19 protein-coding genes are annotated in these 21,699 nt (G+C 64.6%); 8 read left to right on the top strand and 11 right to left on the bottom strand.

Features of this window, described 5'->3' with window-relative positions; genetic code table 11:
- Positions 1 to 50: 50 nt before the first annotated feature.
- The 3 genes from G502_RS19540 (at position 51) to G502_RS19535 (ending at position 3,116) form a co-directional block, all read left to right on the top strand.
- On the top strand, positions 51 to 1,169 hold the full coding sequence (locus G502_RS19540; RefSeq protein WP_022728477.1) for a TauD/TfdA family dioxygenase: 1,119 nt from the start codon (positions 51 to 53) through the stop codon (positions 1,167 to 1,169).
- Positions 1,169 to 1,747, top strand: coding sequence for an HD domain-containing protein (locus G502_RS0109690; protein ID WP_022728476.1), 579 nt, complete (start codon positions 1,169 to 1,171; stop codon positions 1,745 to 1,747). Before G502_RS19540 ends, G502_RS0109690 begins: the two co-directional genes overlap by 1 nt.
- A gap of 127 nt (positions 1,748 to 1,874) precedes the next feature.
- The gene (locus tag G502_RS19535; RefSeq protein ID WP_022728475.1) at positions 1,875 to 3,116 is read left to right on the top strand and encodes an alpha/beta hydrolase family protein; all 1,242 of its coding nucleotides are present in this window, start codon (positions 1,875 to 1,877) and stop codon (positions 3,114 to 3,116) included.
- Between the two features lie 200 nt (positions 3,117 to 3,316).
- Here G502_RS19535 and G502_RS0109680 read toward each other — a convergent pair whose 3' ends face one another.
- Positions 3,317 to 3,508, bottom strand: coding sequence for a hypothetical protein (locus tag G502_RS0109680; RefSeq protein ID WP_155957828.1), 192 nt, complete (start codon positions 3,506 to 3,508; stop codon positions 3,317 to 3,319).
- A 252-nt stretch (positions 3,509 to 3,760) separates the two neighbouring features.
- Complete coding sequence (locus G502_RS0109675) at positions 3,761 to 4,156, bottom strand: GFA family protein (RefSeq protein ID WP_022728473.1); 396 nt, start codon at positions 4,154 to 4,156, stop codon at positions 3,761 to 3,763.
- 235 nt (positions 4,157 to 4,391) lie between these two features.
- On the opposite strand from G502_RS0109675, the gene G502_RS0109670 reads away from it, so the two are divergent.
- Positions 4,392 to 4,697 carry a type II toxin-antitoxin system RelE/ParE family toxin gene (locus tag G502_RS0109670; RefSeq protein WP_022728472.1) on the top strand — a complete coding sequence of 102 codons (306 nt, stop codon included), beginning with the start codon at positions 4,392 to 4,394 and terminating at the stop codon, positions 4,695 to 4,697.
- Positions 4,698 to 4,699: 2 nt separating this feature from the next.
- Positions 4,700 to 5,008 (top strand): addiction module antidote protein, encoded by a 309-nt coding sequence (locus G502_RS0109665; protein WP_026989298.1) that lies wholly within the window; start codon positions 4,700 to 4,702, stop codon positions 5,006 to 5,008.
- Between the two features lie 3 nt (positions 5,009 to 5,011).
- On the opposite strand, the gene G502_RS0109660 is transcribed toward G502_RS0109665, so the two are convergent.
- The 3 genes from G502_RS0109660 to G502_RS0109650 form a co-directional block, all read right to left on the bottom strand.
- Complete coding sequence (locus G502_RS0109660) at positions 5,012 to 5,653, bottom strand: trimeric intracellular cation channel family protein (protein ID WP_022728470.1); 642 nt, start codon at positions 5,651 to 5,653, stop codon at positions 5,012 to 5,014.
- A 51-nt stretch (positions 5,654 to 5,704) separates the two neighbouring features.
- The gene (locus G502_RS0109655) at positions 5,705 to 7,282 is read right to left on the bottom strand and encodes a lysine--tRNA ligase (RefSeq protein ID WP_022728469.1); all 1,578 of its coding nucleotides are present in this window, start codon (positions 7,280 to 7,282) and stop codon (positions 5,705 to 5,707) included.
- A gap of 261 nt (positions 7,283 to 7,543) precedes the next feature.
- Positions 7,544 to 7,897 (bottom strand): hypothetical protein, encoded by a 354-nt coding sequence (locus G502_RS0109650; RefSeq protein ID WP_022728468.1) that lies wholly within the window; start codon positions 7,895 to 7,897, stop codon positions 7,544 to 7,546.
- Positions 7,898 to 8,155: 258 nt separating this feature from the next.
- Here G502_RS0109650 and G502_RS0109645 point away from each other — a divergent pair, with 258 nt between their 5' ends.
- Positions 8,156 to 10,948, top strand: a complete 2,793-nt coding sequence (locus G502_RS0109645) for an ATP-dependent DNA helicase (RefSeq protein WP_022728467.1) — start codon at positions 8,156 to 8,158, stop codon at positions 10,946 to 10,948.
- Here G502_RS0109645 and G502_RS0109640 read toward each other — a convergent pair whose 3' ends face one another.
- Together G502_RS0109640 and G502_RS0109635 are read right to left on the bottom strand one after the other, a co-directional pair.
- Positions 10,949 to 11,899: an AEC family transporter gene (locus G502_RS0109640; RefSeq protein WP_245560748.1), complete on the bottom strand. Its 951-nt coding sequence runs from the start codon at positions 11,897 to 11,899 to the stop codon at positions 10,949 to 10,951. It lies immediately after the preceding gene.
- Between the two features lie 219 nt (positions 11,900 to 12,118).
- A complete protein-coding gene (locus G502_RS0109635) occupies positions 12,119 to 12,550 on the bottom strand; it encodes an Lrp/AsnC family transcriptional regulator (protein WP_022728465.1) in 432 nt (143 codons plus the stop codon).
- 128 nt (positions 12,551 to 12,678) lie between these two features.
- On the opposite strand from G502_RS0109635, the gene G502_RS0109630 reads away from it, so the two are divergent.
- Both G502_RS0109630 and rocD read left to right on the top strand, forming a co-directional pair.
- Complete coding sequence (locus tag G502_RS0109630; protein ID WP_026989295.1) at positions 12,679 to 13,581, top strand: dimethylarginine dimethylaminohydrolase family protein; 903 nt, start codon at positions 12,679 to 12,681, stop codon at positions 13,579 to 13,581.
- A 19-nt stretch (positions 13,582 to 13,600) separates the two neighbouring features.
- Entirely contained in the window at positions 13,601 to 14,827 is a 1,227-nt protein-coding gene (gene rocD, locus G502_RS0109625) for an ornithine--oxo-acid transaminase (protein WP_022728463.1), read from the top strand.
- Positions 14,828 to 14,852: 25 nt separating this feature from the next.
- Here the strand turns inward: rocD and G502_RS22785 are convergent, their stop codons facing one another.
- From G502_RS22785 to G502_RS0109605, 4 genes are all read right to left on the bottom strand, one after another.
- The gene (locus G502_RS22785) at positions 14,853 to 18,401 is read right to left on the bottom strand and encodes an autotransporter family protein (RefSeq protein ID WP_155957827.1); all 3,549 of its coding nucleotides are present in this window, start codon (positions 18,399 to 18,401) and stop codon (positions 14,853 to 14,855) included.
- A 407-nt stretch (positions 18,402 to 18,808) separates the two neighbouring features.
- Positions 18,809 to 19,807: a LytTR family transcriptional regulator DNA-binding domain-containing protein gene (locus G502_RS0109615; protein ID WP_022728460.1), complete on the bottom strand. Its 999-nt coding sequence runs from the start codon at positions 19,805 to 19,807 to the stop codon at positions 18,809 to 18,811.
- A 60-nt stretch (positions 19,808 to 19,867) separates the two neighbouring features.
- The gene (locus G502_RS19520) at positions 19,868 to 20,815 is read right to left on the bottom strand and encodes a DMT family transporter (RefSeq protein WP_022728459.1); all 948 of its coding nucleotides are present in this window, start codon (positions 20,813 to 20,815) and stop codon (positions 19,868 to 19,870) included.
- A complete protein-coding gene (locus tag G502_RS0109605; protein WP_022728458.1) occupies positions 20,812 to 21,699 on the bottom strand; it encodes a fructosamine kinase family protein in 888 nt (295 codons plus the stop codon). The genes G502_RS19520 and G502_RS0109605 overlap by 4 nt, the downstream gene beginning before the upstream one ends.

Below are 21,699 nucleotides of genomic sequence, written 5' to 3'. Positions count from 1 at the left end.
CCAAGTGTCCTGCAAGACAAGTTGGAACGAGGAATTTCATGAGATCACCCATGAGCTTTGATGTGGTGGACAACCAGCCTTTCGTGACCCTGGGGCGCGAGCGCTCTCCGTTGCCGGCGCTGTGGCTGCGTGAGCGCAGCCAGGATGCCAGCCTCTGCGATCCGGTCACGGGCCAGCGCCTGTTCAATCCCCACGAGCTGCCCGAGGATCTGGCCGTCGTAACTGCCCGTTTGCAGGACGGGGCATTGCAGGTGACCTACAGCGACGGCTTTGATGACAGCTATGCCCTGGAAAACCTCCAGGATGCCATCGACCAGGACAGCGGCCTGCCCAGGGCGACGACCTGGGGCGCTGTTGATGCAGCCGGCAAGATCTTTGACTGGCAGAAGATAAAAGACGACAGCCTGGAAACCTTGGCCTGTGTCGAGGCCTTCCTGGCCCGTGGGTTCGTGATCCTGGAAAACACGCCGACGGACCGGGAATCCATCCTGAGCGTGGCGGAGCACTTCGGGCAAGTGCGACACACCAACTTCGGGCGCTACTTCGAGGTCTATTCCCGGCCGGGTTCGAATGACCTGGCCTATCGGCCTGTGCCTCTGGCGCCCCACACGGACAATCCCTATCGCAATCCGGTCCCGGGTATCCAGATCCTGCATTGCCTGGCGAACGAGACCACGGGCGGTCATTCGACCCTGGTGGATGGCTTCCGTGTGTGCGAGCAATTGCAGGATGAGGATCCCGAAGGCTTCCAGCTGTTGAAGGAAATCGAGGTGGCATTTCGCTTCAGCGATGGCCAGGCTCATCTGATCGACCGTCATCCCATGATCGAGACAGATCACCTGGGCCGCACGACCGGGATCCATTACAGCCCGCGCCTGGATGAAACGCCGTTGCTGGATCCGACTGTCCTGCGATCGTTTCATCGGGCGCGGCGCCGCCTGGGCATTCTCTTGTCCGATCCCGAGAACGAATTCCGTTTCCTGTTGGAGCAGGGGCAGTTGATGATGTTCGACAACAACCGGGTCCTTCATGGGCGCACCGCCTATGACCCCAACGAGGGACTGCGTCATCTCCAGGGCTGTTACATCGACCGGGACGGTCCGGAAAGTCTCTACCGCGTGCTGTCCACGCGGGACGAATCCGAAGCCGGTGTGCGGGAGGTGGCGTGATGGACCAGGTCAGCTTTACCCGTATGAGCGACGGTACGCGCGCGGATTATCACTTCCTGGACCGTTTGGAACAGGATCACGCAGCCGGGGTGGCCGACCGCATCCTGGCGGCGCTGGCCGGGCTGGAACATTCGCTGGAAGGTTACCAGGTCACGCGCCTGGAACACTCGCTTCAAACGGCGACACGGGCAGAGGCCGATGGGGCCGACAGCGAGATGGTCGTGGCTGCCCTGGTTCACGACCTGGGCGACGACTTGGCTCCGCACAATCACTCGCAGTTTGCCGCCGCCATCCTGCGGCCCTATGTGCGCCAGGAGGTGACCTGGGTGCTGGAGATGCACGGCTTGTTCCAGATGCAGTTCTACGCCGATCGGCTGGGCCTGCCCACGGATCGGCATCTGGCTTTTGCAGACCATCCCTATTTCGAAAGCTGCCAGCGATTCTGCCGTGACTGGGACCAGGAATCCTTCGACCCGCACTATCCCACGAAGCCGCTCTCCCACTTTGCGCCCGTGCTGCGCGAGATCTTTGCGCGGCCGCCCTTCGATCCGGCGATTCTGAAGGAACAAAATAGCTGACGCGACTGTCATATAAGTGGCTTGAAAGAATCTTGCGGAAGTTCATGATCCATCTGTTGCTGTCCCAGCGACCGACGGAGTGATTTCCGCTTCGCCCGTATCGAGTCCAGGAAGGGATGCGTTCAGGATGAACTTTGCGCCGTTTGCGACACGGGATTTCAATGCCCAGCTGAAGCGCAGCCTGGGCAAGACTTATCTGGGTGCTGCGTCGATCGGTGAAGTGATGGCAACAGCCGAGGGCATCCGCGACGCCTCTGTCGACAGCTGGCACCGTGCCTGGCGCAGGCTGGCCAAAAGTCTGGAGACCCGCGCCCTGAGTGCGCGGGCGTCCGGACAGCAGGAAACGGCCCGCCTGCTGTTCCTGCGCGCTGGCGAGGCCTGGCGGCAATCCAGCTTCTATTACCGCACCGATCTGGACTGTGCCGAACTGCAGGAGTCCTGGCCCAGGGTGGCGGACTGTTTCCAGAACTACATGGATCTAAGCCCTTGGTCCGGCCAGGCCATGCAGCTTCCTTTCGAAGTTGGAACACTTCACGCCTATCTGGCGCTTCCGGTAAATGACGGGAGTCCCTGCCGAACCCTGCTGCTGCCCTCGGGCTATGATTCCTGCCTCGAGGAGATGCTGGTCATGGTGGGGCTGCCGGCCCTGGCGCGTGGCTATGCCGTACTGGCCGTGGATGGCCCGGGGCAGGGCAAGACTCTCTATGACCCCGAAACCCGCGCCTTCATGCGCCCCGATTTCGAAACGGTCCTTAAGGCCGTGATCGACCAGGCCCTGCAGGACCCTCGTCTGGACCCCGCAGGCCTGGTGTCCGTGGGTGTGAGCTTCGGTGGCTATCTGGTGCCGCGCGCCGCCGCCGGGGAAAGCCGCTTGGCTGCCCTGGTGGCCGATCCAGGACAGTACGACATCGGTTCGGCCATGTTTGCACGCCTGCCACCCAAGATGATCGAACGCCTGGACGAAGACAGCCAGGAGGCACACGATATCTTCGAAAGCCTTGCCCAGGGCGGGGAAGGTGCCTTTCTGTTCCGGCCGCGCATGGCGGCTCACGGCGTGAAGACGGTTCAGGACTACTGCCGTCATCTGGTTGCCTTTCACAACCGGGAGGCCGCCCCGCGAATCACCTGCCCCAGCCTGATCTGCGACAACGAGCAGGACACCATCTCGACCGGGCAAGGGCAATTGCTGGTCAATGCCATGACGGCGGCGGAGGTGACCTTCCAGCGTTTCACAAAGGTCGAAGGCGCCGGCGGCCATTGCGAAGGCATGGGTCGCGAACTATTCGACGAACGGGTTTTTTCCTGGCTGGACACTGTGCTTGAAGAAGGTCGCCCTGACTCAACCAGACCACACAGGGAAATGGTATAGCCACTGACCCGACCGGGGACCATAAGGCTTTACGTGCAGTTTTTCAGGTCCTTGCACAGGCAAGAAAGCAAAGCTTCATTCGCGAAGCAGCGTGAAGGGAGGGCGACGAGGGCCGAAGATTATGGTTTTCCGGTTCGCCAGAACGAAAAAACAGCCAGCCGAGTCGTCGCCCTGCCGCATCCCTCAGGGCCGGGCCGATCTCAGAATATCAGGGAGGCGAAAGCTCCGAGCGCGATAAAGGAGACAGCCATGAAGAGGACACCCAGCGCCGCCAGTTCACCCGGGGTGTTGATTCGGGTGACATCGGTAACTGCTTCCTGACCGGACTCCAGGTTGAGGGTCTTGTCGATGACTGGCGGGTCCTGGGGCTGGACCTGTGGTGTGTTGTCCATGGTTCGTTCTCCATCCATGCCTTGTACTCGGCCTCGCACGGATGCTGCGCCGCGTTGAAACGGTGTTCGGCCGCCAAGCATGGCGGCTGAGCGAAAACTAAGGGAAAAATCGTTAAGACATCGTATCTTCAGATGGGGAATAAAGCGCCGGAATACAGCTTTCGCAAAGCCGAAAGTCAGGCCAGAATCCACCCCGGATGGAATTCTTGAATCTGTGGCCGGATAGCCACAGATCTCACAATCCCGAGAAGGTCAACTCGGCATGCGTTGATACTGCGGAAGGCCATCGGCAATCGTCAGCCACGGCTGCTTTTCGCTGATCCAGGTATGCGCTTCCGGCTTGAAGACCTCGGGGGTGTCCAGCGAGCCCACGGTAATGCCGATCCAGTCCGACGAAATCCGATGCGAGAACACGGAGGTTCCGCACTCCGGACAGTAGCCGCGCAGCAGGTCGGCAGAGGAGTGGTGGGTTTTGTGCGGTCCGTCCAGATAAACCTGGTCGGCCGGGTACAGGATCCGCGCGTTGAAGGCCGCACCGACGGCTTTCTGGCACTGACGGCAATGACAGATCCTCGCGTTCAATGGCGTGCCCGTCGCGCGGTAGCGCAGACTGCCGCACAGGCACCCTCCGGTAATCTCGTTCGTCATGTGTGGTTCCTCCGTGCGGGCTGTTTAGGGAGTCGGGGGTATAAAAACTGTTTCCGTCGATTTGAATACAAAGCTGTTTGCAGGAAACATCTATAAGGGGAAATGTAAAATTGAATGCAATCTTGTTTGATTGTAAACCTCGTCCTGAATGGCTGCTTCCTTAGGGCAATGGTGGGTTCTTCATTTCAGATGTCTGTAAACCAGAGTTCACAATCTGTTTGACGGCAGGCTTTCTGTGAATCATAGTTCACAGACCTTCGAGGTCCATCAGACGGAATTCTTCCGCAAGTGGCTTGCCGGGCTGAAGGATAAACACGCCAAGGTCCGAGTTTTGACACGCTTGGAGCGGGTCCAGCGTGGCCTTTTGGGGGATGCCAATTTCTTCGAGGGTATTGGTGAATTGCGCATTCCCTATGGCCCAGGCTATCGCCTCTATTTTGTCCAGCGTGGCGAAACCGTCATCTTCCTGTTGAACGGTGGGGACAAGTCCTCGCAAAGAAGGGATATCGAGAAGGCGAAGGACATTGCGCGGAGGCTATGACCATGACACTCAAGACGACTCCCTTCGATGCTGCGGATTACCTCAAGGATAAAGAGGATGTGGCTGCCTATCTGGAAGTGGCCTTCGAAGAGGGGGATCTGCAAGACATTGCCCTTGCTCTTGGCACTGTCGCCCGGGCGCGCGGCATGTCCGAGGTCGCCCGACAGGCGGGCGTGACCCGCGAGGGGCTCTACAAGGCCTTCAGCGAGACCGGGGACCCCAAGCTCAGCACATTGCTGGGTACGCTGCAGGCTCTCGGCCTGAAGCTGTCCGTCAAGCCTGTCGACGAGAACGAGGATGCGGCGCCCTGATCCTCACGAACCGTCGTCGCTGTAGTCGCGGCCCGGGCGGGTCTTGTAGACGGGGAAGTAGAGGCCGAAGCTGAGCGCCGCACCGCGCAGGGCGAGTGCGGTGGTGAAGGCCAGCGCGATGTCCAGCCAGCCGGGTGAGCCCAGCAGGTCGAGGACCACGAAGACCGTGGCGCCGGCGGCGGCCGCGGTGGCATAGATTTCGCGCCGCAGGATCAGTGGAATCTCATTGCAGAGTACGTCGCGGGTCAGGCCCCCGAAGGTAGCGGTGACGGTGCCCAGGATGACGGCCGAGACCGGCGGTGCTCCGGCGGCTAGGGCGATAGCCGCGCCGGTGATGCAGAACATGGCCACGCCCAGGGCGTCGGCCCAGAGTAGCGTGCGAAAGCGCGATTCCACCAGGTGGGCGGTGAAATACACGATCACGGCGATGGCCACACAGGTCAGCGGATAGGCCGGATCGTTGATCCAGAAGACCGGCTGGATGCCCAGCAGAAGGTCCCGCAGCGTGCCGCCGCCGATGCCGGTGACCGTGGCCACTAGGGCAAAGCCGAAGATATCCATCTGTTTGCGCGAGGCCGTCAGTGCGCCCGAGGCGGCGAAGACCGCCACACCCAGAAGATCAAGCCAGTAGAGCGCTTCCTGCATGGTCTTGTCCTTCCGGTTGGTTGCGGCGGACGCGGATCGTGACTCCGGCGCCTAGACGGAGTCCTGTGCCAGTGCGTCGCGGATCAGCTGGCGGCTGTTCTCCAGTCCATAGAGCGCGAAGAACGAGCCGAGACGTGGCCCCTGCTGCTGGCCCAGCAGGATCTCGTAGCAGGCCTTGAACCAGGCGCGCAGCGGCTCGAAAGCATGTTCCTTGCCGACGGCATAGACCTCGTTCTGGATGGTCTCGCCTTCGGCGTCGGCGGGCAGCTGCTCCAGGCGCTGCAGCAGATCCTCCAGCGCCTTGCGCTCCTCGGCATCCGGTGCGCGGTACTGCTTGGTGGGCTGTACGAAGTCGCGGTAATAGGCGATGGCATAGCGCACCAGCCGGTCGAGCAGCGGGTCGTTTTCGGACGTGGCCTTCGGCGCATAGCGCGAGATGAAGCCCCAGATCACCGTCGGATCGTCGCTGTTGCAGGTGCCCACAAGGTTCAGCAGCAGGCTGAAGCTCAGATGCGCGCGCTCGCGCGGCGGCTGGCCGTTGTGGATGTGCCAGACGGGATTCTCCAGCTGGCGCTCAGGCTCCTCCGTCTCGAACTTGGATAGGTGCGAGAGATATTCGTCCACCGCCTTGGGAATGATGTCGAAATAGAGCCGCTTGGCCGTGCGTGGCTTCTGGAACATATAGAGTGCCAGGCTTTCCTGCGGGGCATAGGTCAGCCACTCGTCGATGGTCAGTCCGTTGCCCTTGGATTTGGAGATCTTCTGGGCGTTCTCGTCCAGGAACAGCTCGTAGCTGAAACCCTCGGGCGGGCGATGGCCCAGGATCTTGCAGATGCGGCTGGCCAGCTTCACGGACTCGATCAGATCCTTGCCCGACATCTCGTAGTCGACGCCCAGCGCATACCAGCGCATGCCCCAGTCGGGCTTCCACTGCAGCTTGCAAAGACCGCCGGTCACCGGCTGCTCGACCTTCCGGCCGTCCGTGTCCTCGAAGACAATGGTACCGGCCTCGGCGTCGTGTTCCAGGATGGGCACCTGCAGGACTTCGCCGGTGCTGGGCGAGATGGGCAGGAAGGGGCTGTAGGTCTTCTGCCGCTCTGCGCCCAGGGTGGGCAGCATGACCTTCATGATCTCGTCGTAGTGGCGCAGCACGTTCAACAGTGCGGCGTCGAAGCCGCCGGAGCTGTACCAGTCGGTCGAGGATTGGAACTCGTACTCGAAATCGAAGGAGTCCAGGAAACGCCGCAGGCGCGCGTTGTTGTGATGGCCGAAGCTTTCATATTCCCCGAAGGGATCGGGAATGCGGGTCAGCGGCTTGCCCAGATGCTCGCGCAGCATCTCGGCGTTGGGCACGTTGTCCGGCACCTTGCGCAGGCCGTCCATGTCGTCGGAAAAGCAGAACAGCTTGGTGGGGATGTCGCTCATGCGTTGGAAGGCGCGGCGCACCATGGTGGTGCGCGCCACCTCGCCGAAGGTGCCGATATGCGGCAGGCCCGAGGGGCCATAGCCGGTCTCGAAGAGGACGTAGCCCTTCTCCGGCGGTTTGCCGTCCAGGCGGTCCAGTATCTTCCGTGCTTCCTCGAAGGGCCAGGCCTTGCCCGCAAGAGCCAGATCGCGTTCGCTCGCCATCGCTTGTCCGCCGTTGTGCTGATAAAATCCGTCAATGGGCGGGGAAACTAGGCGCGGGCCCGCAATCCGTCAACGTACGCGGCTGCAGGGCTCCCCTGTCCCTAGCTGGGAGCTTTGAGCCATGCGTCCAAGTTCATTGGCGTAGACAAAAAAAGGCCACCCTGACGGAGACTCCGGGTTTCGCCAGGGTGGTAGGACAGGGGGATAGGATACTTTGCAGGCAGGGCTGTCGCTAGTGCGGCAGCCCTGCCGGTGCAAGCCTTATACCTGAGCGCGGATCTTGTCCTCGCAATTGTCCTGTATATCGTCGGCGAGAGAGGTCGCCGCATCGTCGGCAAGGACGGGCATGTTCCGTTTGATCAATGCGTCGCGCTGGTCATTGGAAAAGCCCTCAAGGTCTGCAATGTCGTTGTTATCTGCCTTCCAGCTTTCGATGCTATTGGTGGCGCAGACCGTTGCATAGGCATTGGTGCGGGCGCTATAGACCTCCTCGGCCATGGTGCCGGAAGTGACAACCCATCCCGCACTGAACTCTATGACGACTGCCGCAAGCACTCCGATAGCCCCTCCAACAAGATAGGGTTTCGCCTGTCCCCAAATTTCCCCTGTATTCATCTTCTGTCTCCTTCTTCAAAAAGCTGAGTTTTTTAGTTTCTTGCCGAAAGCAAGGACGGTGGGCAGGAGACAAAGGAAATAAGCCAATTCTGTGTCATCTGGGTGATGATTCTATCACAATACAGCAATTAAAAGACGTTTTATTACAATTGCTCGATTATAAAGAGATGGCGCGAGCACGCATTACTGAACCGGCCAACCTTGTCCCGCTCGTATCGTCTCTGGTGTCATGCAGGGGCGTCGTTATACTCCAGCGCCATGACAGCCAGCGATCCCGAGTCCGGCCTTTTTCCCGAAGGCAGCCCGCGCATCGATCTGCCCGACCAGCCGCCGCCAGTCCTGCTGGCAGGGGTCACGCGTGTGCTCTGGCTGACCTCGGACGGCGAGGTGGACTGGCTGTCGCCCCAGGAGGCGGCGCGCCGCGTCAAGGACGAGGCGCCGCTGGTCTGCCATGCCCGGGCCGCGGGACGCCGCCTGGGCCTGGATGCCGGCTTTCGTGCCTATGACGTGCTGGAACTCTATGCCTTCACGCGGCCGGCCAGCTTCTGCGCGCCGACGCCGCGCGGCATGGCGCAGGCGCTGGGCCTGCCGCAGCCTGAGACCCTTGAGGATCAGGCCGTCACCCTGCACCGCTGCGCCGATCTGCTGCTGCGCGAACTGGAGGCCCTGTCGCGTGAGGACGCTTCGGCGGCGGGCATCGCCTATACCATGGCGCGGGCCGGCTGGCTGTGGGGCCCCTGGGTGATGCAGGCGCTGGGCCTGCATGACGGCAGCGGCACGCCGCCGCGCCTGGGCCAGGGCTATCGCGTCTGGGAGAAGCTGGGCGAATGGAGCGATCACGCACCGGAGCCCCAGCCGTCGAGCGCGCCGGTGGAGGCCACCGAGGCGCGGGCCCGCCTGGCCGAACTGCTGGGTGAGGAGTCCGAGGAGCGTCCGCAGCAGGCGGACTATGCCTCGGCGGTCTCGACAGCCTTCCAGCCGCGCGCCGACGAGAACGCCCCCAACCTGGTGCTGGCCGAGGCCGGCACTGGTGTGGGCAAGACCCTGGGCTATATCGCCCCGGCCAGCCTCTGGTCCGAGAAGAACGAGGCCCCGGTCTGGCTGTCCACCTTCACGCGCAACCTTCAGCATCAATTGGACGGCGAACTGGACCGCCTCTATCCCCAGGCCGCCGAGAAGCGCCAGCGCGTGGTGGTGCGCAAGGGGCGCGAGAACTACCTCTGCCTGCTGAACTACGCCGAGCGGGTGCCTTCGGTGAACGGTGCGCAGGCCTCGGACCAGGCCATCGCGCTGGGCCTGGTGGCGCGCTGGGCGGCGCGCACGCGCAGCGGCGACATGGTGGGCGGCGACTTTCCCGGCTGGCTGGTCGACCTGTTGGGCCGGGCGCGCACCCTGGGTCTGGCCGACCGCCGCGGCGAATGCATCCATTCGGCCTGCGAGTTCTATCGCAAGTGCTATATCGAGAAGTCGATCCGTCGCGCACGTCGGGCGAACCTGGTGGTGGCCAATCATGCCCTGGTGCTGATCCAGGCGGCCATGGGCGGGGCCGAGGACGGGCAGCTGCCCCTGCGCTATGTCTTCGACGAGGGCCATCACCTCTTCGACGCCGCCGATGCCGCCTTCTCGGCCCACCTGAGCGGGCAGGAGGGACTGGAGCTGCGCCGCTGGCTGCTGGGCGCCGAAAACCGGCGGGGCGGTTCGGCCAGCCGCCTGCGCGGCCTGAAGCGGCGCCTGGAGGAACTGGTGGCCCAGGACGAACAGCTGTCCGATGCCGTCCATGCCATCGTGCGTGCGGCCGTGATCCTGCCGGGCGAGGGCTGGCATGCCCGCCTGAACGATGGACAGCCCCGGGGGCCCTGCGAGGCCTTCCTGCTGCAGGTGCGCCGCCAGGTCCATGCCCGCGCGCCGCGCGCCGCCGAGGGTTACAGCCTGGAATCCGAGGTGCATCCGGCCAACGACGAGCTGCTGACGGCCACTGCCGAACTGGATCGGGCCCTGGAGAAGCTGCTGGCGCCACTGGAGGACCTGAAGCGGCAGTTGGCCCGGCGCCTGGATGCCGAGGCAGCCCAGCTGGACAGCGATACCCGCCGGCGCATCGAGGCGGCCCAGCGTTCCCTGGAACGCCGTGCCATCGTCCAGGTGACGGCCTGGCGTTCCATGCTGTCCGCCCTGGCCGAGGAAACGCCCGAGCAATACGTGGACTGGCTGGCGGTGGACCGTATCGAGGGCCGCGATATCGATGTCGGCCTGCACCGCCACTGGGTGGACCCCACCATCCCCCTGGCACAGACGGTTTTCGAGCCGGCGCACGGTGCGCTGGTCACCTCGGCCACCTTGACCGACCGACCCGGAGAGGGCGAAGGCGACTGGCAGGCGGCCGAGGCGCGGACCGGAGCGGCGCATCTGCTGTCCGCCCCGACACGCGCCCGGGTGCCTTCGCCATTCGACTATGCCGAGCAGACCCGCGTTTTCATCATCACGGACCTGGCGCGCGACAATCCGGACCAGATCGCAGCCGCCGTGCGCGAGCTGTTCCTCGCCTCGGGCGGCGGGGCATTGGGCCTGTTCACCGCCATCAACCGGCTGAAGGCCGTGCACGGGCGCATCGTGCGGCCGCTGGAGGAGGCCGGACTGGAACTGCTGGCCCAGCACCTGGACGGCGTGGATGTCTCGACCCTGATCGAGATGTTCCGGGCCGAGCCGGACTCCTGTCTGCTGGGGACCGATGCCGTGCGCGACGGGGTGGACGTGCCGGGCCGGGCCCTGCGCCTGATCGCCTTCGACCGGGTGCCCTGGCCGCGGCCGGACCTGCGCCACAAGGCCCGGAAGGCGCATTTCGGCAAGCGCCAGTACGACGAGATGCTGACCCGCCTGCGCCTGCGCCAGGCCTTCGGGCGACTGGTACGCCGCGCCGATGACCGGGGCGTCTTCGTGCTGCTGGATTCCCGCATGCCCTCGCGCCTCTATGGCGCCTTCCCCGAGGGCGTCGAGCCCAGGCGGGTGGGCCTGGCCGAGGCCCTGGCGGAGACGCGGGCGTTCCTGGCCCGCTGACTACTGCACGCCCAGCAGGACGAACAGTGCCGAGAGGGTCAGGACCGACAGCACGGTGGAGACCAGGATCACAGAGGTGGCGCGCTGGACATAGACGCCGTACTGCTGGGCCAGGACGAACATCAGCGCACCCGTGGGCAGGGCCGCCTGGATGATCGCGGCCTTGGCGTCCACGCCCTGCATGCCCAGGACCGAATAGGCCAGCCAGGCCGTGACCAGGGGGGCGACCAGCAGTTTCAGCGAGGAGATCCAGACAACCTCGCGCATGCCCTCGGTCAGCGACTTGCCCACCATGAACAGGCCGATGGCAAACAGCGCGGCCGGGGCGGCGGCATTGCCGGTCAGCTCCATAAAGGTGGCGACCGGCTGGGGCAGGGGCAGGCCGCTCCAGGAATAGAGGATGCCGGCCAGAGCCGAGAGAATCAGCGGGTTCTTTGCCAGGCCCAGGCTGACATTGCGGGCGATGACGCGCGGCGCGCTGCCCTGGTGGCGGTCGGTTTCCAGCAGGATGACGCCGATGCCGATGACCACCACCGCGGTGATGACCGTGGTGATGACGGCCGCCAGCACACCCTGTTGCCCGAAGGCAATCTGCAGCAGCGGCACGCCCATGTAGCCGGTGTTGGAGAAGATGGCCGTCAGGCCGTGCATCGAGACCTCGCCGAAGCGCCCGCGGAAGAAGACCAGGGCCACGGCGATGGAGAAGAGGAAGGTGACCAGCAACCCGCCGCCGAACGACAGGATCAGGGGCCAGTTGAAGATCCGCGCCAGCGGCACGTCGGCCATGGAGCCGAAGAACAGCGCCGGCAGGGCCACGTAGTAGACGAAGCCGTTCAGCGCACGGCCAGAGTCCTCGCCCAGAATCCGTGCACGGCCCACCAGGTAACCGGCCAGCATGATTCCGAAGACGGGCAGGACGACGTTGAGAATGGCATTCATGACGGCGCGCACTTTCGTGTCTTGCAGCCGATTTGTCGAGGCTTGAAGCGGGGGGTGCGCCCGGGTTGTGCCGGCGGTACCAAGCTGTTTCGAGGCACCCCTGCGGGATGCACCTCAACATGAGGGGTGCTCTAAATTGTTGATAATAAATAATAAAACCCCTCACGCTGAGGTGGCCCCGTAGGGGCCCTCGAAGCGTCTCGGCACCGGCAGGGGACAGAAGCGCCCGCCCTACTTGTAGGTGGACAGCAGCAGGCTGGTCTCGGTGTGGGCGATGCCTTCCACCAGGCGCAGGCGGTTTAGGGCCTTGTCGAAGGCCTCCAGGTCGCTGCTGTGGAGTTCGGCGACGATGTCCCAGCGGCCGTTGGTGGTGTGCAGGGTGGCGATCTCGGGGAAGCCGCGCAGGGTCTTGAGAACGCGCTCTGCGGCCTTGCCCTGAACCTCGATCATGGTGATGGCCCGCACCGGGGCGGGTTCGGCCTCGGGCTTCAGGCGCACGGTGAAGCCCAGCAGCAGCGCGTCGCGTTTCAGGCGCTCGATGCGGTTCTGCACGGTGCTGCGCGAAACGCCCAGCTCGGCCGCCAGGCTGGAGGCCGGCAGGCGGGCGTCGCTGCGCAGCAGGGCGATCAAGCGTCGGTCGGTGTCGTCGAGGGAAGCGGTCATTACCAATCTGCCAGAAAAATATATCATATCGCCAATTATGCTGACGAAAATGGCACTTCACGCCCTTTATGCCAACTGCTTTCGAGACCAGACTTCCGGGATAGACGCGTTTTCCCCGGAGGCCGTGAATGAGACCTGTGCCCACCTTCCTGATGACCGATCCGACCCATTACGAGGTCAGCTATGCCATCAATCCCTGGATGAAGCCTGAACTCTGGTCGGCCGCCGCGGCAGAGCGGCATGGCCAGGCCGTGAGGTGCTGGAGCGCCCTGCGCAAGGCCCTGGAACAGGCAGGCGCCAAGGTCGAGGTGGTGCCGGGCCAGACCGGCCTGCCGGACATGCTGTTCCCCGCAAACGCTGCCGTGGTCCTGGACGGCCGCGCGCTTCTGGCGCGTTTCCTTCATCCGGAACGCCAGGGGGAGGAGCCGCATTTCCAGGCCCATTTCGAGCAGCTCAGGGACCAGGGCCGGCTGCGTGAGGTGGCCCTGCTGCCCGAGGGCATTTTCCACGAGGGTGCCGGTGACTGCATCTGGGATCCCCTGCGCCGGCACTTCTGGGTCGGCTGGGGCCAGCGCTCGTCTTATGAGTCCGCCGCCGCCCTCGAAGCGCATTTCGGCTTTCCTGTGGTGCCGCTGGAGCTGGTCTCGCCGCGCTATTATCACCTGGATGTCTGTTTCTATCCCTTGCCGGGCGGCGAGGTGGTCTTCCATCCCGGCGCGCTCTCTGATGCTTCGGTAGCGGAGATCCGTCGCCGCGTGCCCGCGGATCTGCGTATAGAGGCCACACGGGAGGAAGCCGATTTGCTGTGCCTCAACGCCGTCAACCTGGGCCGTGACATCATCATGGCCAAGGGCACGGCGCGTCTGAAAGGGGAACTCGAAGCGCGCGGCTATCGCTGCACCGAGCTGGACCTCGATCCCTTTATCCTGTCGGGCGGGGCCGCCTATTGCATGACCCTGCGTCTGGACCGCAGCAGCGTGCACGCGGCGCCAGATGCTGCGCCCCCTGTCCACAGCCTCAGTGAAGCCTGACCCCGCAAGGAGAAACATCATGTCTGCCGCAAGCGAAGAAAGCCGCATCTACAGGGCGCCGGCCGATTACATCGAGGTGGAATCGGCCCTAGGCGCCCATAACTACAAGCCCCTGGACGTGGTCCTGTCACGCGGCGAGGGCGTCTGGGTCTGGGACACCGAGGGCAGGCGCTACCTGGATTGCCTGGCGGCCTATTCCGCGGTGAACCAGGGCCATTGCCATCCGCGCATCCGCGAGGCCCTGGTCGAACAGTCGGCCAGGCTGACCCTGACCTCGCGCGCTTTCCGCAACGACCAATTGGCGCTGTTCTACGAAGAGGTCTGCGAGCTGACCGGTTCGCACAAGGTCCTGCCCATGAACAGCGGGGCCGAGGCCGTGGAGAGCGCGGTCAAGGCGGTGCGCAAGTGGGGCTACGAGGTGCGCGGCGTGCCGAAGGACCAGGCCGAGATCATCGTCTGCTGCAACAACTTCCACGGCCGCACCCTGGGCATCGTCGGCTTCAGCACCGATCCCGACGCGCGCCGCGGCTTCGGACCCTTCGCGCCGGGCTTCAAGGTGGTGCCCTTCGGTGACACCCAGGCGCTGGAGGCGGCCTTTACCCCCAACACCGTGGCCGTGCTGGCCGAGCCGATCCAGGGCGAGGCCGGCGTGATCATCCCGCCGGCTGGCTACCTGACGCGCATGCGCCAGCTCTGCACGCAGCACGGTGCGACTTTGATCCTCGACGAGATCCAGACCGGCCTGGGGCGCACCGGCAAGCTGCTGGCCGAGGCGCACGAAGGCATCGAGGCGGACGTGACCCTGATCGGCAAGGCGCTGTCAGGCGGCTTCTACCCCGTCTCGGCCGTGCTCTCCAATTCCGAGGTCCTGGGCGTCCTGCAACCCGGCGAGCACGGCAGCACCTTCGGCGGCAACCCGCTGGCCTGTGCCGTGGCACGCATGGCCCTGCGCGTGCTGGTGGACGAAGGCATGATCGACAATGCCGCCGAACTGGGCCCCTACTTCGAAAACAGCCTGCGCCAGGCCCTGGGTGACCGCGTGGCCGAAGTGCGCGGGCGCGGTCTGATGATTGCGGTCCAGCTTCATGCCGACGCCGGTGGGGCGCGGCGCTATTGCGAGGCGCTGAAGGACCGCGGACTGCTGTGCAAGGAAACCCACGTGGACACCATCCGCCTGGCGCCGCCCTTGGTGATCACCCGTGAAGAGATCGACTGGGCCGTGGAGCAGATCGCCACGGTTCTGTGATCGCGTCCAGCGGCAGCGCGCCTCCTCAGAAGCGGATCGACAGCTCCAGGCGCCCGGTATGCTCCTGGGCGTTCGCCGAGAGCTGGCCGTCGTAGTCGAGCGAGAGCGTGGTGGTCTCCGACAGCTCCAGGTCCAGGCCGGTCTCCAGGAGGGCAGCATCGCGGTCGATGGGGGCGCCGGAGATCGAGAAGCTTTCGCCGCCGGCAAAGCGCTGCTCCACCGTGGGTGTGACGTCCCCGAAGGCATGGCGCCAGCCAAGCCCGCCGCGCAGGGTGAGGCTGCGCTCGTCCTCGAGCGCGAAGGAAGTCTCGCCGCGCAGCCCCAGCGTGGAGTAGTAGGTGTTGCGCGTGCTGCTTTCCCGGATGAGCGCAGCCGATCCGCCGCTTTCCTCGTAGCCTTCCGTGTCCTGGCGCAGATAGGAGAGACCGGCATAGGGCTCCAGGGCCCCGGCCTCGCTTTCCATGCGGTAACCGAGTTCCGAGAAGAGCTGATAGCTCTGGGCGGAATAGTCGGCGCTCAGGTTCTGGGTATCGCCAGGCAGGTTCACCCGGCGCTGGGCCTCGGTCTCGTGCCAGGTGAAGCCGGCGCCCAGGTTGAGGCCCAGGACACCGGGGCCGCCCACATCGAAGCTGCGCCCGCCATAGACGCCGGCGTGGTAGCTGTCCACGTCGCTGCCGGCCCCGGCGCGGTCGCTGTCGATGTCCGAGCGGCTGTAGCCGGCAAAGCCGCCCAGGGTCCAGCCGTCCAGGTTGGTGTCCAGGCCCATCAGGAAGCCGCCCGTGAGATACTCGTTGCCGGGGGCATTGTCGTCGCCATCGTTCTTGCCCCAGGTCCCGAAGGCCCGGCCCCAGGCACGGCTGTTCAGCGCCTGCTGCGTGCCGGCCTCGGTTTCCCGGTTGCCGCCCCGGGAAGACGTGCTGCCCAGCGTGGCGTACTGGTTGTCGCGCAGACTGGCCCCACCGGGGGAACGGGACAGCTGCGTGCCGCCGAAGACCCGGCCGCGGCTGTGGGCGCGCACGAAGGACCCGATCATCTGTGTCATCTGGCTCATGGCCGTCTGGCTGGAGGCATGGCTGTCGCCCGAGAGCTGCGCCAGGATTTCCTGGAGCTTCTGCGGATCGCCGACGTAGGTGACGATGGCATCATAGAGCGGATTGCCGGGCCCCAGGCTCTCGATGGCTGCGCCTGTGCCCTGTTGGTTGCGGCTCTGGCCGGTTTCGCTGAAGCTGATGTCGTTACGGGTCAGCTCCAGGGCGACTGACTTGCCGCTATAGGACAGCTCCGTGTCCAGGAAGGTGTATTCGGACTCGACCTCGTTGAAGTTTCCCTCAAGTTGATCTGCCGTCAGGATGGTGTAGCTGCTCTTGGGATCATATTCTCCCTTCAGACCGACGTGCTGCACCGTGCCGTCCAGATGGGCCGTGCCGTTAACCTGGACATGGTCGCTGTCGCTGCCGGTGGGGTCGACCTCCACCTCAAAGATCGAGCCCTCTTCGAAGGTCAAGTCGCCGTCGATGGTCAATTCCCCGATGGAATTGCCCGGCGCGAGGGTGGCTTCATTGGTGATTTCTGTGGTCCCCACTTGGCCAGAACCGCCAAGTATGGCGCCGTCTGCCACGGTAAGCGTGCCGCCGAGCTCAGAGGGGTCCTTTGTCGTACCAACGCTCAGCCGGCCGTCGGCCACCGTGGTGGTGCCGGTAAAACCGGATCCATCGCCTATATAAAGCAAGGCGCCATCCCCCTGCTTGCGGAACTGGCCATCACCCGTGAGCTTTCCGGCATACTGGGCGTTGCTGGTCTGATCGAGAATGAAGGTGCCATCCGTGCCGATGACCGTATCCCCTTCAAAGCGCTCGGCTGCACTGCGCAGCTTTCCAATGTCAATCGTCCAATCCAGTGTCGAGGTGCCGGCCAACGTCAGTGTGCCGAAGCCAAACTTGCGCATGGTGCCAGTGCCACCGATATCGCCAGCAAAAGTCCCGTCCCGCGACTGATAAAAAGCAACCTCACCATCGTTGGTAATATCGCCGCTCATGGAGGTCGTATCGCCGATCAGTCCCCCCTCCTCGACGATCGTGTTGCCGTACCCTCCAGTGCCGGCGAGGTGGAGCGTTCCGGCCCCCTGTTTGACGAGATCGCCTGAACCCTCGACATCGCCGCTCACACCGAGCGTGGTCTCCTCGGCCACCTCGAACGTACCGGTGCCGTCCAGCGTCATGGTGCGCGCAGTTCCTATGGTTGCCGTGGTCGCCAGGGTGCCGCCCTTGAAGGTGAGCTCAACGTCGGGATCGCCGAGCTGGGCGTCCGAATTGACCGACAGCGTGCCGTCGATCAGTGTCCAGGGCGTGGCCGCCACTGTCGTGCCCGTCAGGGTCCAGGTACTGCTGCCGGTTTTCTCGAAGTTCGTGAAGCCCTGGAACTGTTCGCCGATGCCGATGGAACCGGTATCGAAACTGCTGTCGGCATAGCCACCGAGAGCAAGTTTCGTGATATTATTGCCATTTGCGACAACGTTGCCTGCAAAGTTATAGCCATCGCGCAGCTCCAAGGTGGAGTCCTTGCCCTGGATCTGGATCGCGTTGGCCCATTTGCTTTCGTCGCCCGACAGACCGCCCGAGATCGTGCCCGCATTGACGACATGGGCGCCATCGCTTGTCACGACCAACCCGACGCCGCCAGCTCCGTCAATGCCGCTAATGCCACCAGTGCCGCCTGCGCCTCCGTTTCCGCCCGTGATGTTTCCGCTGTTGCCGAGACTGTCGCCGGAGAAGGAAAGGCCGGCACCGCCAGAGCCGCCATTGCCGCCAGGAACGCCAGTACCTCCATCGCCCCCAGCGCCCCCAGCGCCCCCTATGATGTTTCTGTAGTTGTCGAGACTGTTGCCGGAGAAGGAAAGACCAACACCCCCTGAGCCGCCATCGCCGCTACGGGCGCCACTGCCGCCGGCCCCTCCGTTTCCGCCGGTAATGTTCCCGCTGTTATCTAAACTATTGCCGGAGAAGGAAAGGCCGACGCCACCAGAGCCGCCATCGCCGCCAGAGCCGTCATCGCTGGCAGAGCTGCCATCGCCGCCATCGCCGCCATCGCCGCCATCGCCGCCCTCAATGGTCTGGCCCGAGTCTGTAGCAGCCTCTCCCCCATCGCTCACAAGCGCACCAAAGCCGCCGGCGCCTCCACCCCCGCCGCCACCGCCGAAATAAGGGGCGGTGCTAGTGTCGGGCCCGCCCTTTACACCATCATCTCCATTATAACCGTTGCTATCCCCGGACGGTAGGCCGGCTCCATCGGAGCCATGATGTCCACCGTCACCGCCGGCCCCTCCATCGCCGTCAATGCCCGATCCGCTGCCGCCATCACCGCCCTCACCGCCACCGGGACCACCGCCGCCGCCACCGCCGCCACCGCGAATATCAGCATCACCGCCGGGGTCCCCGTTCGAGTCATCGAGCGTTCCGCCCATGCCGCCCGCCCCGGCTGAGCCTCCACCACCATCACCGCCTGTGCCGCCGGCGGCCAGGGCGTGCCCGGGCAGGAAGCTTGCCGTCGGCGTCAGCAGCGGCAGTGCGAGCGTCACAAGTACAAGGGCGCTTCCCGAGAACAGGCTCCGCCGCCGGGCCGGTATCGCAGTTCCGCCCACGTTACCCGGGGTGCCCCTTGGCGTTGGAGGGGAACCGGCCGCGGCACTGCGGAGAAGGACTGGCGTGCAGCGCCCCTTTGTGATGATGCCAGCGCAGCCTGCCTCTGCCGGGCGGGTCGCCTTGCGGTGCCATACGATAGTGTTTCCCATATCTGAAGTGCCCCCGTTCTGTGCCTCTTGGCTTGTCGCGTCGTGTTTCCCGCCTTTTGCGAGCCGGCTGTTCAAGGCACAACAGGAATTCTGCGAATCGACATTTATATTCGACGAAACGACAGATTCGGGCTTGGGAAGCGGCCATGTCTTGCCTCCTGGCCGTGTCGGAAATCAATGCGCAGAAGCCGCGATCAGACGCCCAGGCGGTGCCGCAGCTCGCGGCGGTAGGGGCGCGAGACGCTCCAGGGCTGGTCGAGGCCGCGAACGACAAGTTGCCAGCGCTGGCCGTTTGATCCGGCATGGCGGTCGAACTGCTGGACGTGGACCAGGTTGACGAGGCCGGAGCGGTGGATGCGCAGGAAGTGCTCGGGCGGCAGCAGGCCCTGCCAGACGCTGAGCGGGCGGGTGTCCAGGAAGGCGTCCCCGTTGTGCAAGTGGACCCGCGTGTAGTCGCGTGCAGCACGCAGACCGCTGACCTCCAGCAGGGTGACGCCACGCACCCGGCCATGCATGCGCAGATAGACCATGGGGGCAAGCTTGTGGTGTTTCTGAATCGCAGGGAGGGGCGGGCCTTCCGATGGCCGCTGTCCATAGCGGGCCTGGGCAATCAGCTGTGCCGTTTGAGCCAGGGCGCCGGCGACCTGGGGCCCCCAGCGGGTGGGCTGCCGGGTGCTGTCGAAGCCGATGCAGGCCCTGAGGCGGCCTTCGTAGAAGACCGGAACGTTGAGCGTGCTCTTCACCTGCTGCCGGATCAGTTCGGCGCGCAGCTCCCGCACGACGGCGGGGAGGTCCTGCACGGAGTTGATCATGACGGCCTGGCCGGCGACCAGATGGCCATGCAGCCAGGCAATCATGGAGACGGGGATGGATTGCAGGTCCTCGACATGGGAGGAGACGTTCCGGCGGCACCATTCATGGGTGTTGCGGAACAGCAGGCCGCTGTCGTCGTACTCGAGCATCCAGCCGCGATCGGCGCCGACGTCCTCGGCACTCTGCTGGAGTATCCTGCCGATGGCCGTGTCGACCCTGTCGGACAGCAGGGCCAGGGCGCCAGAGAAGACCCAGTCATGGGCAAGCGCGGGGGGCGGGTCCGCTGCTGCGGCGCTGTCCCAGGGAAAGAGTTCAAAGGCGGGTTGACTGGAGGGCACGGGACAGGAGGTGAATGGTGGCTGTGAACGGCGCTCACGCAATCCTAGCGCAGATTGCCTTCAGAGAGAATGCTGAAAGCCCAGGGCAGGTCGGCGTAGGTCCTAGCGGAAGCTGCGCGGGCGCGCGACGGGCCGTTCTGGCTGGGCCCGCGCCTTCTGACGGGCCACCTGGTTCTCGCGATAGAGCAGGTAGATGCCGCTGGCGATCACGATGCCCGCACCCAGCCAGACATGGGCACCGGGGAACTCGCGCCACAGCAGCCAGCCGAGGATCAGGCCCCAGAGCAGGGCCGAGTACTCGAAGGGCGCGACCAGCGAGGCCTGGGCGTTGCGATAGGCGACCGTGATGAAATAGATGGCCGCGCCGCCCAGGATGCCCATTTCCAGCAGCAGCAGCCAGTCGAACAGGCTGGGCATGCGCCAGTCGAAGGGCAGGAAGATGCCCGAGACGATAACGGCCACAAAGGTGCCGTAGACCATGATGGCGGCGTTGCTGTCGGTGCGGCTGAGCTTGCGGCCGATCACCATGATGAAGGCATAGCTGAGCGCCGCCGTGGCGGGCAGCAGCGAGGCCCACTTGAAGACCTCGGTGCCCGGGCGGATGATGATGAGCGCGCCCAGCAGGCCGATCAGGACCGCCGTCCAGCGCCGCGGGCCGACCCGCTCGCCCAGGATGGGCACCGACAGCGCGGCCACGAAGAGCGGCGCCAGGAAGGCGATGGAGACGGCCTCGGCCAGCTGCATGAAACGCAGGCCATAGAAGAAGCTGTAGATCGCCACCAGGATGAAGAGGCCGCGCAGAAGGTGCAGCTTCAGGCGTTTCGTGCGCAGGGCCGGCAGGCCGCCGCCGAACCAGACGATGAAGGCCACGGGGATCAGCGAGAAGAAGTTGCGGAAGAAGACGATCTGGCTGATGGCATAGCCTTCGCCCAGCCACTTGGCGGTGGCGTCCATGACGGTCAGGCAGGCCATGCCGGTCAGCATGGCCGAGATACCGATCAACAGCCGGTTCTCGCCTGCATCTCCGCTGTCGCTGCTGTCCTGGCTCACAGAAAGCCCTCCGTTATCCGTTTCACCGCCCCGGCGTAGCCCCCGCCGAACAGGGCCGTGTGCACCAAGAGGGGATAGAGGTTGTAGAGCTCGCGGCGTTCCTCGAAAAAGCCAGGCTCCAGGGGCTGCAGCTCCTGGTAGCGCTGGAAGAAGCCTTCGCCGAGGCTGCCGAAAAGCGTGGAAAAGGCAAGGTCCATCTCGCGGTCGCCGTAGTAGATCGCCGGGTCGATGAAGCCGGAGATACGGTCCCCGCTGGCCAGGATGTTGCCGCCCCAGAGGTCGCCATGCAGCAGAGAGGGTTTTACGCCCGCCGGAATCAGATCGGGCAGGCGCACGGCCAGGCGATCGATCTGGTGGCGGGTGCCGGCGGGCAGGCGGCCTCGGTCCTTTGCCAGATCGGCCATGTAGAGCAGGCGATGATCGCGGAAGAAGGTGATCCAGTCCGTTTCCTGCGGATTGGGCTGATGCAGCGGACCGATGAGGCTGTCGCGTTCCAGGCCGAAGTCGGGAGCCGTGATGGCGTGCAGTTTGGCGATCAGGTCGGCGGCGTGGCGCTCTGCAGCTGTACTCAATCCACCACCATCCGGCAGCCAGCTCATCAGCAGCAGTTCGCTCTCACAGTGGTGGACTTCCGGCACGGGAAGCGTGCTGTTCTGGGCCAGGTAGCGCAGCATCCAGCCTTCCAGCTCCAGGTCACCGCCGCGGCCGCCGTCGCGTTTGGCCACCAGTTTCTCGCCGTCCTCGAATTCCAGCAGGCTGACCTGGGCGATGCAGCCGCCGCCGAGCGGGCGTTCGTGATGGGGTCTGTCCAGCAGATCAATCATGGCGCGAAGCTTGAAGCCGGGCAGGCCATGCTGTCCAGACCTTTCCCGGCGCTCCTTCAC

This window comes from Fodinicurvata sediminis DSM 21159, from assembly GCF_000420625.1.
Classification (GTDB): Bacteria; Pseudomonadota; Alphaproteobacteria; order Kiloniellales; family DSM-21159; genus Fodinicurvata; species Fodinicurvata sediminis.
Note: the sequence above shows the minus strand (reverse complement) of the source record. Positions and strands in the feature narration are given on the sequence as shown.

Bases quoted from the DNA above. Each gene is read 5' to 3' on its own strand.
- G502_RS19535 (WP_022728475.1), top strand. From the start codon at position 1,875: ATGAACTTTGCGCCGTTTGCGACACGGGATTTCAATGCCCAGCTGAAG.
- G502_RS0109630 (WP_026989295.1), top strand. From the start codon at position 12,679: ATGAGACCTGTGCCCACCTTCCTGATGACCGATCCGACCCATTACGAG.
- G502_RS0109655 (WP_022728469.1), bottom strand. From the start codon at position 7,282: ATGGCGAGCGAACGCGATCTGGCTCTTGCGGGCAAGGCCTGGCCCTTC.
- G502_RS0109660 (WP_022728470.1), bottom strand. From the start codon at position 5,653: ATGCAGGAAGCGCTCTACTGGCTTGATCTTCTGGGTGTGGCGGTCTTC.
- rocD (WP_022728463.1), top strand. From the start codon at position 13,601: ATGTCTGCCGCAAGCGAAGAAAGCCGCATCTACAGGGCGCCGGCCGAT.
- G502_RS0109675 (WP_022728473.1), bottom strand. From the start codon at position 4,156: ATGACGAACGAGATTACCGGAGGGTGCCTGTGCGGCAGTCTGCGCTAC.
- G502_RS19540 (WP_022728477.1), top strand. From the start codon at position 51: ATGAGCTTTGATGTGGTGGACAACCAGCCTTTCGTGACCCTGGGGCGC.
- G502_RS0109645 (WP_022728467.1), top strand. From the start codon at position 8,156: ATGACAGCCAGCGATCCCGAGTCCGGCCTTTTTCCCGAAGGCAGCCCG.
- G502_RS0109665 (WP_026989298.1), top strand. From the start codon at position 4,700: ATGACACTCAAGACGACTCCCTTCGATGCTGCGGATTACCTCAAGGAT.
- G502_RS0109650 (WP_022728468.1), bottom strand. From the start codon at position 7,897: ATGAATACAGGGGAAATTTGGGGACAGGCGAAACCCTATCTTGTTGGA.
- G502_RS0109635 (WP_022728465.1), bottom strand. From the start codon at position 12,550: ATGACCGCTTCCCTCGACGACACCGACCGACGCTTGATCGCCCTGCTG.
- G502_RS0109690 (WP_022728476.1), top strand. From the start codon at position 1,169: ATGGACCAGGTCAGCTTTACCCGTATGAGCGACGGTACGCGCGCGGAT.
- G502_RS0109680 (WP_155957828.1), bottom strand. From the start codon at position 3,508: ATGGACAACACACCACAGGTCCAGCCCCAGGACCCGCCAGTCATCGAC.